Genomic DNA, 13,346 nt, shown 5'->3' with positions numbered 1-13,346 from the left:
TTGCACGCACCGATTCGACGAGAAGAGATCATGGCCACCATCCCGCTGACCAAACGTGGCGCCGAGAAATTGAAGGAAGAACTTCACCGCCTGAAGTCGGTGGAGCGGCATGCCGTGATCCAGGCCATCGCCGAGGCGCGTGCGCAGGGGGACCTGTCGGAGAACGCCGAGTACGAGGCCGCCAAGGACAAGCAGGGCTTCATCGAGGGGCGCATCCTCGAGATCGAAAGCAAGATGGCGGCGGCCCAGATCATCGATCCCGCGGCGCTCGACGCCGGCGGACGGGTGGTGTTCGGCGCGACGGTCGAGCTGGAGGAAGAAAGCTCGGGCGACAGCGTCACGTACCAGATCGTCGGTGACGACGAGGCCGACCTGAAGCAGGGGCTGATCTCGGTCAGCTCGCCGATCGCGCGCGCGATGATCGGCAAGGAAGCGGGCGACGTGGCCGAGTTCCAGGCCCCCGGCGGCACGCGCCGCTATGAGATCGTCGAGGTCCGCTACCTGTGAGCGGCGCCAGCCTGCCGGCCGTGCTGGAACGGCTGAGGCGCCTGATCCCCGGCCTGTGGTTCGGGGTGTTGCTGGCCATCGCCTTCATCGCCGCGCCCAGCCTGTTCGGCCTGCTGGACCGTCCGTCCGCCGGGCGGGTGGCTGCGCGCCTGTTCGCACTCGAGGCCCAGCTCAGCCTGGCGCTGTGCGTGCTGCTCGGGCTGCTGGAACGCCTGCGGGCCGGTCGCCGCGCGAAGGCTGGGCAGGGCTCACCGGTCAGCGCCGAACTGCTGCTGGTGCTGGGCGCGCTGTTCTGCACCGTGCTCGGTCACTACGGGTTGCAGCCGATGATGGAGGCCGCCCGCGCCGGGGAGGGCCGCTGGTCGTTCGGGGCACTGCACGGCGTGTCGACCACCCTCTATGCCCTGAAGAGCCTGCTGGTCGCTACATTGGCCTGGCGGGCGGCGCGGGGCTGACGGCCGTTCGGTGCCTCCGCTGCGTGCGGAGGCTGATCTGTTTGCCCCCTCCAGGAGAGCCGCTCCATGACGCCCAGTTCGCCGCCACCGAAACGGACGCTGATGAGCATCTTCCTCGCCGGCCTGCTGGCGGCGCTGCCGCTGGCCGCCACGTTGCTGGTCATCGTGTGGGTGCTGCGCCTACTGTTCGCCTATGTCGGGCCGGGCAGCTTCATCGGCCGGGGGCTGGTGGCGCTGGGCCTGGGCGGCGGCAGCTCCGAGGTGGTGGGCTATCTGATCGGTGTGGCCCTGGTGCTGGCGGCGATCTTCGCGCTCGGCGTGGTGGTGCAGACGCGCCTGCGCTCCTGGCTGGCCCGCGGCGTCAACGCGCTGGTCCAGCGCATTCCGGTCGTGCGCAGCATTTACGGCATCACCCAGCGCTTCGTCGAACTGCTCTCGCCGCGTGGGTCCGACGGCGGTGGGCTTCAGTCGATGCGGCCGGTCTGGTGCCACTTCGGCGGGCCGGGCGGCGTGGCGGTGCTGGGCCTGCTGTCGGCCGCCGAGACCATCGACCTGGGCGGCGCGCCTTACCATGCAGTGCTGGTGCCGACCGCCCCGGTGCCGGTCGGTGGCGGGTTGCTCTACGTGCCGCAGGCGTGGATCACGCCGGCCGAGATTGGCATCGATGCGCTGACGAGCATCTACGTTTCCATGGGCGTCACCTCGGCCCAATACCTGCCGCGGCAGGCGCCGGCAGACGGCCGATGACTCAATCGCCCAGCTTCTTCTTGCCTGGCAGCCGCTCCTTGGCCCGCTTGACGATGCCGCCGGAGGTGATGCGCTGGTTGCCCAGCACGGTGAGTTTCTTCACCTGGGCACGGTGGTTGCCGCTCTTGGAGAACTTCAGGATCTTCACCACCCGTGGGCCGGCCTGGCGGTGTTCGTCCGGCGTCTTTTCCTTCGGCTCGACCGGGCGCCACAGCACCAGCAACTTGCCGATGTGCTGGACGGGCGCCGCGCCGAGCTGTTCGCACAGCGTGGCGAAGATCGTTTCGCGGGTCTCGCGGTCGTCGGAGAACACGCGTACCTTGATCAGGCCATGGGCCTTCAGCGCGGCGTCTGCCTCCTTGGTGACGGCGGGGGTCAGGCCCTCGCCGCCGATCATCACGACCGGATCGAGGTGGTGCGCATCGGCACGGTGGGCCTTGCGCTCGGCAGGCGTGAGTTGAATGGCAGGCATCCCCGTATTATCGACGCGACATGAAAGTCAAAACCAAGAGCAAGAAGGTCAACAAGGCGTGGCTCAACGATCACATCAACGATCCCTACGTCAAGCTGGCCCAGAAGGAGGGCTACCGGGCCCGCGCCGCCTACAAGCTCAAGGAGATCGATGAGGCGCTGGGACTGATCAAGCCGGGCCAGGTCGTCGTCGACCTCGGCGCAGCGCCCGGCGCCTGGAGCCAGTACCTGCGCCGCAGGTTCGCGCCCAAGGAGGCCGGCACCGGCGGCGCCGCGGCCGGTGCACTGAACGGCCGCATCATTGCGCTCGACCTCCTGGATTTCGAGCCGATCGAGGGCGTGCAGTTCATCCAGGGCGACTTCCACGATGAGGCGGTGCTTGCGGAATTGAGCGCCGCGATCGGCGGGCGCGGCGTCGACGTGGTCGTGTCGGACATGGCGCCGAACCTCTCAGGCATCGCCTCCTCAGATTCCGCGCGCATCGCGCTGCTGGTGGAACTGGCGGTCGAATTCGCCGAAACGCACCTCCATCCGCACGGCGCGCTGGTCTGCAAGGTGTTCCACGGCAGCGGCCACAGCCAGCTGGTCGAGCTGTTCAAGAAGCGTTTCCGGGTCGTGAAGCCGATCAAGCCCAAGGCGTCTCGTGACAAGTCGTCGGAAACCTTTCTGGTCGGCATCGGTCTCAAATCGAGGTGAAACCGGCGGAAAATCCCGCGAATCCAGGTCTTGACCTATCGCAGCCGATGGCAAAGGCGATCGGCGCCCGGGGGTTGACTGGACTAAACTCGGCCCCATATCCCGCGAGAGTGAGACATATCCCGTGCAGCAAGTGAGTGACGCCCATTTCGGGCAGGATTCGGTGAAGGAGCCGCGGTGAACAATCAATGGTTCTCGAAGGTCGCTGTCTGGCTGGTGATCGCCTTGGTGCTGTTCACCGTGTTCAAGCAGTTCGACCGCACGGCGGCCGCGGGCGGGCAGATCGGCTATTCCGACTTCCTCGAGGAGGTGCGCAGCAAGCGCATCTCGACCGTCACCCTGCAGGAGAGCGGCAACGGTGCGACGGAGATCCGGGCGGCCACCACCGATGGCAAGACGCTGCGCACCACGGCCACCTACCTCGATCGCGGGCTGGTCGGCGACCTGATCAACAACGGCGTCAAGTTCGACGTGAAGCCGCGCGAGGAGCCATCGATCCTGATGAGCATTCTGCTCAGCTGGGGGCCGATGCTGCTGCTGATCGGCGTGTGGATCTATTTCATGCGACAGATGCAGGGCGGCGGCAAGGGCGGTGCCTTCAGTTTCGGCAAGTCCAAGGCGAGGATGCTGGACGAAGCCAACAACTCCACCACGTTTGCCGATGTTGCGGGCTGTGACGAAGCGAAGGAGGAAGTCAAGGAGCTGGTCGACTTCCTGAAGGATCCGCAGAAGTTCCAGAAGCTGGGCGGACGCATCCCGCGCGGCGTGCTGCTGGTCGGCCCGCCGGGCACCGGCAAGACCCTGCTCGCCAAGGCGATCGCCGGCGAGGCGAAGGTGCCATTCTTCTCGATCTCGGGGTCCGACTTCGTCGAGATGTTCGTCGGCGTCGGCGCGGCCCGCGTGCGCGACATGTTCGAGCAGGCCAAGAAGAGCGCGCCCTGCATCATCTTCGTCGATGAGATCGACGCAGTCGGTCGCCACCGCGGCGCCGGCCTGGGCGGCGGCAACGACGAACGTGAGCAAACGCTGAACCAGATGCTGGTCGAGATGGACGGCTTCGAGACCAACCTCGGCGTCATCGTGATGGCGGCCACCAACCGGCCCGACATCCTGGACCCGGCGCTGCTGCGCCCGGGCCGCTTCGACCGCCAGGTCTACGTGACGCTGCCCGACGTGCGCGGCCGCGAGCAGATCCTGAACGTGCACATGCGCAAGGTGCCGATAGGCCAGGACATCCGCGCCGACATCCTGGCGCGCGGCACGCCGGGCTTCTCCGGCGCCGACCTGGCCAACCTGGTCAACGAAGCGGCGCTGTTCGCCGCGCGGCGCAGCGCCCGCGTGGTCGAGATGGCCGACTTCGAGAAGGCCAAGGACAAGATCATGATGGGCCCCGAGCGCAAGTCCATGGTCATGCCCGAGGAAGAGCGCCGCAACACGGCCTATCACGAGGCCGGCCACGCGCTGGTGGCGCGCCTGATGCCCAAGACCGACCCGGTGCACAAGGTCACCGTGATCCCGCGCGGCCGCGCGCTGGGCGTCACCATGCAGCTGCCGGAGACCGACCGCTACAGCATGGACAAGGAGCGCATGCTGAGCACGATCTCGGTGCTGTTCGGCGGTCGCATCGCCGAAGAGGTGTTCATGAACCAGATGACCACCGGTGCCAGCAACGACTTCGAGCGCGCCACCCAGATCGCGCGCGACATGGTGATGCGCTACGGCATGACCGACGAGCTCGGCCCGATGGTCTATTCCGAGAACGAGGGCGAGGTCTTCCTCGGCCGCTCGGTCACCAAGACGACCAACATGTCGGAAGAGACGATGCGCAAGGTCGACTCGGTGATCCGCCGCATCATCGACGAGCAGTACTCGACCGCCCGCCGGCTGATCGAGGAGAACCAGGACAAGATGCACGCGATGGCGAAGGCGCTACTCGAGTGGGAAACCATCGATGCGGAGCAGATCGACGACATCATGGGCGGCAAGCCGCCGCGGCCGCCGAAGGACTGGACGCCCGGCAGCGCGGCCGGCGTGAACGGCGGCAGCGGCAACGGCGGCACACCGGCGGTCAGCACCGACGGTGCCCCGGCCGCGGTCTGACGTTCTGCTCGTTTCTCGATCGCGCAACGGGGCTTCGGCCCCGTTTGCTTTGAGCGGATCTCTTTTCCCCCACTGTCCCCACGATGTTCTGGCAGACCACGCGATTCCGCATCGACCTCGGCGCCCCGCGCGTCATGGGCATCGTCAACGTCACCCCGGACTCGTTCTCCGATGGCGGATTGCACGGCGGGGCCGCCGGCGCGCTGGCCCACTGCGAGCAGTTGCTGAAGGACGGCGCCGACATCCTCGACATCGGTGGCGAATCGACCCGCCCGGGCGCGGAGCCGGTGCCGCTGCGGGACGAACTGGCACGCGTGCTGCCGGTGCTGCGCGGTGCGATGGCGCTCGGCGTGCCGGTGTCGCTCGACAGCTACAAGCCCGAGGTGATGCGTGCCGCGCTCGACCTCGGCGTCGACATCGTCAACGACATCAAGGCGCTGCGCGAGCCGGAGGCGCTGGACGTGGTGGCTGCCCACGCGAGCTGCGGCGTCTGCCTGATGCACATGCGCGGCGACCAGCCGAAGACCATGCAGGACGGCGATCCGCAGTACGACGACGTGGTGACCGAGGTGCGGTCCTTCCTGCAGGCGCGCGTCGAAGCGCTGCGGGCGCGGGGCGTCGACGACGCCCGGATCACGCTCGACCCGGGCATCGGCTTCGGCAAACGCACCGAGCACAACGTGGCACTGCTGGTCCGTCAGCAAGAGCTGCTGGGCCTGGGGCTGCCGCTGCTGGCTGGCTGGTCGCGCAAGGGCGTGCTGGGCCGGCTGACCGGCCGCGAGCTCGGCGACCGCCTGGTGCCCAGCGTCACGGCGGCCCTCGCCTCGGTGCAGCGTGGGGCGCGCATCGTGCGCGTGCACGACGTGGCCGCCACCGTCGATGCGTTGAAAGTGTGGCGGGCTGCCGGTCTTTGCCCCTGAGCGCAGGGTTCGCCTCGCCGGTCGCCCGGCACAATGGCGCCCCATGAGCAGAACCTATTTCGGTACCGACGGCATCCGTGGCGCCGTCGGCCAGGCGCCGATCACGCCCGACTTCGTGTTGCGCCTCGGCCATGCGGTCGGGCGGGTGCTGAAATCGCAACAGACCTCCCCGGCGTCGCGGCCCACGGTGCTGATCGGCAAGGACACGCGCATCTCGGGCTACATGCTGGAGTCGGCCCTGGAAGCCGGCTTCGCGTCGGCCGGCGTCGACGTGCTGCTGACCGGCCCGCTGCCCACCCCCGGCGTGGCCTACCTCACCCGGGCACTGCGCCTCAGCCTGGGTGTCGTCATCAGTGCCTCGCACAATCCCTACGGCGACAACGGCATCAAGTTCTTCTCGTCCCGGGGGGAGAAGCTGCCCGACCGCTGGGAGCAGCAGGTCGAGGCTACCGTCGAGGAACCGGCGCAGTGGGTCGATTCCAGCGGGCTGGGCAAGGCGCGCCGGCTCGACGATGCACAGGGCCGCTACATCGAGTTCTGCAAGAGCACCGTGGCCGGCGAACTCAGCCTGAAGGGCCTGAAGCTGGTGGTTGATGGCGCCCACGGCGCCGCCTACCAGGTGGCGCCCGCGGTGTTCCACGAACTCGGTGCCGAGGTGATCTCCATCGGTTGCAGCCCGAACGGGCTCAACATCAACGACGGCTTCGGGGCCACCCATCCCGAGGCGCTGGTGAGCGCCGTGCAGGCCCATCAGGCCGACTACGGCATCGCGCTCGATGGCGATGCCGACCGGCTGCAGTTGGTCGATGCCACGGGTCGTCTCTACAACGGAGACGAACTGCTGTATCTGATGACGCTCGACCGGCTCGCGGCCGAGCCGTCGGAAGACGCCGCGCCGTCGCGCGTCGGCGTGCCCGGCGTGGTCGGGACGCTGATGACCAATCTCGCGGTGGAGCAGGCCCTCGCGGCGCGTGGCGTCGCGTTCGTGCGCGCCAAGGTCGGGGACCGCTACGTGCTCGAGGAATTGCTGGCGCGTGGCTGGCAGCTCGGCGGCGAGGGCTCGGGGCACCTGATCGCGTTGGACAAGCACACCACCGGCGACGGGCTCGTCAGCGCGCTGCAGGTGCTGCAGGCGGTGGTGCGCAGCGGGCGCACTCTGGCGCAACTGCTGGATGGGCTGACGCTGTTTCCGCAGGTGCTGCTCAACGTCCGGCTGCAGCCGGGGCAGGACTGGAAGGCCAGCGCCGCACTCGCCGAGGCGCAGCGCGAGTCGCTGGCCGAACTGGGCGACCACGGCCGCATCCTGATCCGGCCGTCCGGCACCGAGCCGCTGCTGCGTGTGATGGTCGAGGCCAGCGACGCAGCCCTGGCGCAACGCTGCGCCCAGCGCATGGCCGACGCGGTGCGCAGAGCCTGATCCGCCGTGCGCGGGCCGCCTTGGCCTGCGCACGCCGCCCACGTCACTTCTTGACCGGCGGGATCAGCACCTTGTCGATCACATGCACCACGCCGTTGCTGGCGAGCACGTCGCTCTGGGTCACCAGCGCTTCGTCGACCGTCACGAAGGTTCCGGCCTTCGCCACCGCCAGGTTGGCGCCCTGCGCGGTCTTCAGGTTGCCCGGTTGCACGTCGGCTGCCAGCACCTTGCCCGGGGCCACGTGGTACAGCAGCACCGCCTTGAGCTGTTCCTTGTCCTTGCCCAGGGCGTCCAGGGTCTTGGCCGGCACGGCCTTGAAGGCGTCGTCGGTCGGTGCGAACACGGTGTAGGGACCGGCGCCATTCAACGTCTCGGCGAGGCCCGCCTCGGCGATCAGCTTGTTCAGGGTCGACAGCGACGGCGTTGCGGCGGCGGTGCCGGCGATCGTCTTCGGCGCCGGGGTCGAAGCGCAGCCGGCCAGGGCCAGCCAGGCGGCCGAGGTGGCGAGTAGCAGGGTGCGTTTGTTCATGGGAGCTCCTGTTTCGGTGAAGGGGCGGCGGAGGCTTACGGCCACCATGCCGATCGCCGCGGAGCATAGAAGTCGATCGTGACACTCCGGTGACGGATCAGCGAGGGTGCTGTCACGAAGAAGTCCAGGCCCACCACTGTCGGCGGCGCGTCATGGCCCTGTCACAAAGCCTGCCTAGAGTGCGGCTCATCGATCCACCAAGCTTCGAAAGGGCTGCTCATGAACGTTTCTTTCCTCCGCTCCACCCTCGCGGCGGTCGCGCTGGTCGCCGTGGCCGGCACGGCCTCGGCGCAGGACATCACCGGCGCCGGCGCCTCCTTCCCGGCCCCGGTCTATTCGAAGTGGGCCGATGCGTACAACAAGGCCACCGGCGCGCGCCTCAACTACCAGTCGATCGGTTCGGGCGGCGGCATCAAGCAGATCAAGGCCAAGACGGTCGATTTCGGTGCGTCCGATGCGCCGCTGAAGGACGAAGAGCTTGCCAAGGATGGCATGGTGCAGTTCCCGACCGTGATCGGCGGCGTGGTCCCGGTCGTCAACATCAAGGGCATCGCCCCGGGCCAGATGAAGCTGACCGGCCAGGTGCTGGGTGACATCTATCTGGGGAAGATCACCAAGTGGAACGACCCCGCGATCGCCGCGCTCAACGCCGGCGTGACGCTGCCCGATGCCTCGATCGCCGCGGTGCGCCGCGCCGACGGTTCGGGCACCACCTTCCTGTTCACGAACTACCTGTCCAAGGTCAACGCGGAATGGAAGACCAAGGTCGGTGAAGGCACCGCGGTCAACTGGCCGACCGGCGCCGGCGGCAAGGGCAACGAGGGCGTGTCGGCTTTCGTGCAGCGCCTGCCGAACTCGATCGGCTATGTCGAGTACGCGTATGCCAAGCAGAACAAGATGTCCTACGTGATGCTGAAGAACAGGGACGGCCAGTTCGTCGGTCCGGACGAGGACAACTTCAAAGCCGCCGCCGCCGGCGCGGAATGGGCCAAGAGCTTCTACCAGGTACTGACCGAGCAGCCGGGCAAGGAGGCCTGGCCGATCACCGGCGCGACCTTCATCCTGATGCACAAGTCGCAGGACAAGCCCGAAAGTGCCTCCAACGCGCTGAAGTTCTTCGAATGGGCCTACAGCAGCGGCGACAAGATGGCGGCCGACCTCGACTACGTGCCGATGCCCGACACCGTCAAGACGATGATCCGCAAGCTGTGGGCGGACAACATCAAGGATGCCTCCGGCAAGGCCGTCGCCTACAAGTGACCTGCCACGCCGGCCCCGGGAGGGGTCGGTTCGAGGGGAGGTGCGCATGCGCCTCCCTGTTGCTGCAACGAAGGAGGAGGCGACGTGGCCGCTACACTGCCTGCAACCCCGTACCCCGATCAAGACAAGATGGAACGATCCGACCCGCAGGATCGGCCGCCGGTCGTGCGCAAGGCGGCGCCCTGGGCCGACACCGTGTTCTCGGTGCTCGCGCATGCGGCAGCCATCCTGACCCTCGGCCTGCTGGTCGGCATCATCGTGTCGCTGATCATCGGCGCCGGGCCGGCCATCCAGGAATACGGCCTGAGTTTCCTGTGGCGCAGCGAATGGGATCCGGTTCAGAACCAGTACGGCGGGCTGGTCATGATTTACGGCACCGTGATGACCTCGTTCATCGCGCTGCTGATCGGCGTGCCGGTGAGCTTCGGCATCGCGCTGTTCCTGACCGAACTCTCGCCCGGCTGGCTGAAGCGGCCGCTGGGCGTGGCGATCGAACTGCTGGCTGCCGTGCCGTCGATCGTCTACGGCATGTGGGGTCTGCTGGTGTTCGCCCCCATCCTCTCGACCTACGTGCAGCAGCCACTGCAGGGCGCCTTCGACGGCGTGCCGGTGCTGGGCACGCTGTTCAGCGGCCCGCCGGTGGGTATCGGCATCCTGTCGGCCGGGATCATCCTGGCAATCATGATCATTCCCTTCATCGCCTCGGTGATGCGCGACGTGTTCGAGGTCACGCCACCGATGCTCAAGGAGTCCGCCTACGGCCTCGGCTCGACCACCTGGGAGGTGGTGTCCAAGGTGGTGCTGCCCTACACCAAGACCGGCGTCATCGGCGGGATCATGCTGGGCCTGGGGCGCGCGCTGGGCGAGACGATGGCGGTCACCTTCGTCATCGGTAATTTCAACCAACTCAATTCGCTGTCGCTGTTCGAGGCAGCCAACAGCATCACCTCGGCCCTGGCCAACGAGTTCGCCGAGGCCGGCGAGGGCCTGCACCAGGCCTCGCTGATCTACCTGGGCCTGGTCCTTTTCTTCATCACCTTCGTGGTGCTGGCCTGTTCGAAGCTGCTGCTGGCGCAGCTCAAGAAGGGTGAAGGGAGCCGCTCATGAGCAGCATTGCAAGTCCGTCCGCTGCCGCGCTGCAGGCCTCGCGGCTGAGCAAGCACGCCAGCCGCAAGCGCATCAACGCGATCGCGCTGGTGCTGTCGCTGGCCGCCATGTCCTTCGGCGTGTTCTGGCTGATCTGGATCCTGATCGAGACGGTGCGTCTGGGGGTCGGCGGCCTCGCGCTGTCGCTGTTCACCGAGATGACGCCGCCGCCGCAGGCCGAGTCCGGCGGGCTGGCGAACGCGATCTTCGGTTCCTTGCTGATGGTGTCGCTGGCCACGGCGGTCGGCACGCCGGTCGGCGTGCTGGCCGGGGTCTACCTGGCCGAGTACGGCCAGAAGACCTGGCTGGGCAGCGTCACGCGCTTCATCAACGACATCCTGCTGTCGGCGCCGTCGATCGTGATCGGCCTGTTCATCTACGCCGTCGTCGTGGCACAGATGAAGAGCTTCTCCGGCTGGGCAGGCGTGATGGCGCTGGCGCTGATCGTGATCCCGGTGGTGATCCGCACCACCGAGAACATGCTGAGCCTGATCCCGAACTCGCTGCGCGAGGCGGCCTATGCGCTGGGCACGCCGAAGTGGAAGGTCATCATGACCGTGACGCTGAAGTCGGCCCGCGCCGGCGTGATGACCGGCGTGCTGCTCGCCATTGCCCGCATCGCCGGCGAAACCGCGCCGCTGCTGTTCACCGCGCTGTCCAACCAGTTCTGGACCACCGACCTGAACCAGCCGATGGCCAGCCTGCCGGTCACGATCTTCAAGTTCGCGCTGAGCCCGTACGAGAACTGGCAGAAGCTGGCGTGGGCCGGGGTGTTCCTGATCACGATCGGCGTGCTGGTGCTCAATATCCTGGCGCGCGTGCTGTTCCGCAACAAACACTGAAGAAGGACTCGACATGGACGTCAAAGTCGAACTGCCCGTGACCGAGAAGCCCAAGCTTGCGGTGCGCAACCTGAACTTCTACTACGGCCACTTCCATGCGCTGAAGAACATCCACCTCGACATCCCCGAGAACAAGGTCACGGCCTTCATCGGGCCGTCGGGCTGCGGCAAGTCAACGCTGCTGCGCACCTTCAACCGCATGTTCGAGCTCTATCCGGAGCAGCGTGCCGAAGGCCAGATTCTGCTGGACGGCGACAACATCCTGACCTCCAAGGACGACGTCTCGCTGATCCGCGCGAAGATCGGCATGGTGTTCCAGAAGCCCACGCCGTTCCCGATGTCGATCTACGACAACATCGCCTTCGGCGTGAAGCTGTTCGAGACCCTGCCGCGCGTGGAGATGGACGAGCGCGTCGAGTGGGCCTTGAAGAAGGCGGCGCTGTGGAACGAGGTCAAGGACAAGCTGGGCCAGAGTGGCTCGGGCCTGTCGGGCGGCCAGCAGCAGCGCCTGTGCATCGCGCGCGGCATCGCGATCAAGCCCGAGGTGCTGCTGCTCGACGAGCCCTGTTCGGCACTGGACCCGATCTCCACCGGCAAGATCGAGGAACTGATCCACGAACTGAAGTCGGACTACACGGTCGTGATCGTGACGCACAACATGCAGCAGGCCGCGCGCTGCTCGGACTACACCGCCTACATGTACCTGGGCGACCTGATCGAGTTCGGCCCGACTTCGGAGCTCTTCATGAAGCCGAAGAAGAAGGACACCGAGGACTACATCACCGGCCGCTTCGGCTGAGTCAGGGGGAACGAACATGAGCGACAAGCATCTCTCGACGCAGTTCGACAGCGAACTCAGCGGCATCTCCACGCGCGTGCTCGAGATGGGCGGCCTGGTGGAGTCCCAGGTGGCGCAGGCGATGTACGCCTTGACCAACTTCAGCAGCGAGACGGCGAGCCAGGTGCTGCTGCAGGAGGAGAAGGTCAACCAGATGGAACTGGACATCGACCGCGATCTCTCCAGCATCATCGCGCGGCGCCAGCCGACCGCGCGCGACCTGCGCCTGCTCACCGCCGTGAGCAAGACCATCGGCAACCTCGAGCGTGTCGGCGACGAGGCGGCGCGCGTGGCACGCACCGTGCAGCGGCTGGTCAACACCGGCGTGTCGAGCCGCCTGCGGCTGCCGGTCTCCGACGTGTCCTTCGAGGCCACGCTGGCGATCGCGCTGCTGCGCAAGTCGCTCGACGCCTTCGCCCGTCTCGACGTGGAGAAGGCGATCGAGGTGATCAAGCAGGACGACCAGATCGATCAGGAGTTCGAAGGCCTGATGCGCAAGCTGATCACCTTCATGATGGAAGATCCGCGCACCATCTCTTCGAGCATCGACCTGGTGTTCGTGGCGAAGGCGATCGAGCGCGTGGGCGACCATGCCAAGAACCTGGCCGAGCAGATCATCTACATCGTCAAGGGCATGGACGTGCGCCACAACCCCGTCGAGACCGTGGAGTCGATGGTCAAGTGACCCTCACAAGGAGCGAACGATGAGCCGAGTGCTGGTGGTGGAAGACGAGTCGGCGATCGCCGAACTGATTTCGATCAACCTGCGGCATGCCGGCTACGAAGTGACGATCGCGGCCACCGCCGACCAGGCGCAGCTCGCGATCGACAGCGTGCTGCCCGATCTGGTGATCCTGGACTGGATGCTGCCGGGCCAGTCGGGCCTGGCGCTCGCGAAGCGCTGGCGCGGCGAGAGCCGCACCAAGGAGCTGCCGGTCATCATGCTGACCGCGCGCGCGGAGGAGGGCGACAAGGTCGCCGGCCTCGACGCAGGCGCCGATGACTACCTGACCAAGCCGTTCTCCACTCACGAGCTGATGGCGCGCATCCGCGCCGTGCTGCGCCGCAAGGCGCCGGAGGCGCTCGACAGCGCTGTCGAACTCGGCGTGCTGAGGCTCGACCCGTCGACGCGCCGTGTGGCGCGCGGCGAGCAGGAAGTCAAGATCGGCCCGACCGAGTTCCGTCTGTTGCATTTCCTCATGACGCACCCCGAGCGGGTGCACAGCCGTGCCCAGTTGCTCGACCGCGTGTGGGGCGACCATGTCTTCATCGAGGAGCGCACGGTCGACGTGCACGTGAAGCGCCTGCGTGAAGCGCTGGCGCCGGTGGCCTGCTCGACGATGATCGAGACGGTGCGGGGCGCCGGCTACCGCCTGACGCAGCAGATGGCGGCCGCCGCGGCCTGATCGGCCGGCCAC

Annotated in this window: 15 protein-coding genes; 13 read left to right on the top strand and 2 right to left on the bottom strand. The window is 67.1% G+C overall.

From position 1 onward, the window contains the following. Window positions 1-30 precede the first annotated feature (30 nt). The 3 genes from greA (at window position 31) to C1M51_RS01965 (ending at window position 1,709) form a co-directional block, all read left to right on the top strand. Window positions 31-507 (top strand): transcription elongation factor GreA, encoded by a 477-nt coding sequence (gene greA, locus C1M51_RS01975; RefSeq protein WP_129447988.1) that lies wholly within the window; start codon window positions 31-33, stop codon window positions 505-507. Beyond that, complete coding sequence (locus C1M51_RS01970) at window positions 504-962, top strand: DUF4149 domain-containing protein (RefSeq protein WP_129447987.1); 459 nt, start codon at window positions 504-506, stop codon at window positions 960-962. Before greA ends, C1M51_RS01970 begins: the two co-directional genes overlap by 4 nt. Window positions 963-1,064: 102 nt before the next feature. After that, window positions 1,065-1,709: a DUF502 domain-containing protein gene (locus tag C1M51_RS01965; RefSeq protein WP_242499942.1), complete on the top strand. Its 645-nt coding sequence runs from the start codon at window positions 1,065-1,067 to the stop codon at window positions 1,707-1,709. Window position 1,710: 1 nt separating this feature from the next. Here the strand turns inward: C1M51_RS01965 and C1M51_RS01960 are convergent, their stop codons facing one another. Further along, window positions 1,711-2,181 (bottom strand): YhbY family RNA-binding protein, encoded by a 471-nt coding sequence (locus C1M51_RS01960; protein ID WP_129447985.1) that lies wholly within the window; start codon window positions 2,179-2,181, stop codon window positions 1,711-1,713. 20 nt (window positions 2,182-2,201) lie between these two features. Here C1M51_RS01960 and C1M51_RS01955 point away from each other — a divergent pair, with 20 nt between their 5' ends. From C1M51_RS01955 to glmM, 4 genes are all read left to right on the top strand, one after another. Next, a complete protein-coding gene (locus tag C1M51_RS01955; RefSeq protein WP_011828866.1) occupies window positions 2,202-2,876 on the top strand; it encodes an RlmE family RNA methyltransferase in 675 nt (224 codons plus the stop codon). Window positions 2,877-3,053: 177 nt separating this feature from the next. Continuing rightward, window positions 3,054-4,976: an ATP-dependent zinc metalloprotease FtsH gene (gene ftsH / locus C1M51_RS01950; protein ID WP_129447984.1), complete on the top strand. Its 1,923-nt coding sequence runs from the start codon at window positions 3,054-3,056 to the stop codon at window positions 4,974-4,976. 83 nt (window positions 4,977-5,059) lie between these two features. Further along, on the top strand, window positions 5,060-5,896 hold the full coding sequence (gene folP / locus C1M51_RS01945; protein WP_129447983.1) for a dihydropteroate synthase: 837 nt from the start codon (window positions 5,060-5,062) through the stop codon (window positions 5,894-5,896). Window positions 5,897-5,939: 43 nt separating this feature from the next. Continuing rightward, window positions 5,940-7,313 (top strand): phosphoglucosamine mutase, encoded by a 1,374-nt coding sequence (gene glmM / locus C1M51_RS01940; protein ID WP_129447982.1) that lies wholly within the window; start codon window positions 5,940-5,942, stop codon window positions 7,311-7,313. A gap of 43 nt (window positions 7,314-7,356) precedes the next feature. Here the strand turns inward: glmM and C1M51_RS01935 are convergent, their stop codons facing one another. Then, on the bottom strand, window positions 7,357-7,842 hold the full coding sequence (locus C1M51_RS01935) for a fasciclin domain-containing protein (protein WP_129447981.1): 486 nt from the start codon (window positions 7,840-7,842) through the stop codon (window positions 7,357-7,359). Between the two features lie 219 nt (window positions 7,843-8,061). Between C1M51_RS01935 and pstS the strand changes: the two genes are divergently transcribed. The 6 genes from pstS (at window position 8,062) to phoB (ending at window position 13,334) form a co-directional block, all read left to right on the top strand. After that, window positions 8,062-9,102, top strand: coding sequence for a phosphate ABC transporter substrate-binding protein PstS (gene pstS / locus C1M51_RS01930; protein WP_129447980.1), 1,041 nt, complete (start codon window positions 8,062-8,064; stop codon window positions 9,100-9,102). Window positions 9,103-9,231: 129 nt separating this feature from the next. Beyond that, entirely contained in the window at window positions 9,232-10,209 is a 978-nt protein-coding gene (gene pstC, locus C1M51_RS01925; RefSeq protein WP_049820778.1) for a phosphate ABC transporter permease PstC, read from the top strand. After that, window positions 10,206-11,090: a phosphate ABC transporter permease PstA gene (gene pstA / locus C1M51_RS01920; RefSeq protein ID WP_129447979.1), complete on the top strand. Its 885-nt coding sequence runs from the start codon at window positions 10,206-10,208 to the stop codon at window positions 11,088-11,090. The genes pstC and pstA overlap by 4 nt, the downstream gene beginning before the upstream one ends. Before the next feature lie 13 nt (window positions 11,091-11,103). Next, complete coding sequence (gene pstB / locus C1M51_RS01915; protein ID WP_011828874.1) at window positions 11,104-11,889, top strand: phosphate ABC transporter ATP-binding protein PstB; 786 nt, start codon at window positions 11,104-11,106, stop codon at window positions 11,887-11,889. 16 nt (window positions 11,890-11,905) lie between these two features. Next, window positions 11,906-12,613 (top strand): phosphate signaling complex protein PhoU, encoded by a 708-nt coding sequence (gene phoU / locus C1M51_RS01910; protein ID WP_011828875.1) that lies wholly within the window; start codon window positions 11,906-11,908, stop codon window positions 12,611-12,613. Window positions 12,614-12,632: 19 nt separating this feature from the next. Beyond that, window positions 12,633-13,334 (top strand): phosphate regulon transcriptional regulator PhoB, encoded by a 702-nt coding sequence (gene phoB, locus C1M51_RS01905; protein ID WP_011828876.1) that lies wholly within the window; start codon window positions 12,633-12,635, stop codon window positions 13,332-13,334. The last annotated feature ends 12 nt before the right edge of the window (window positions 13,335-13,346 follow it).

Source organism: Methylibium sp. Pch-M, from assembly GCF_004136295.1.
Lineage (GTDB): Bacteria > Pseudomonadota > Gammaproteobacteria > Burkholderiales > Burkholderiaceae_C > Methylibium > Methylibium petroleiphilum.
The sequence above is the reverse complement of the archived record's forward strand: the minus strand, read 5'-3'. Positions and strand labels throughout refer to the sequence as shown.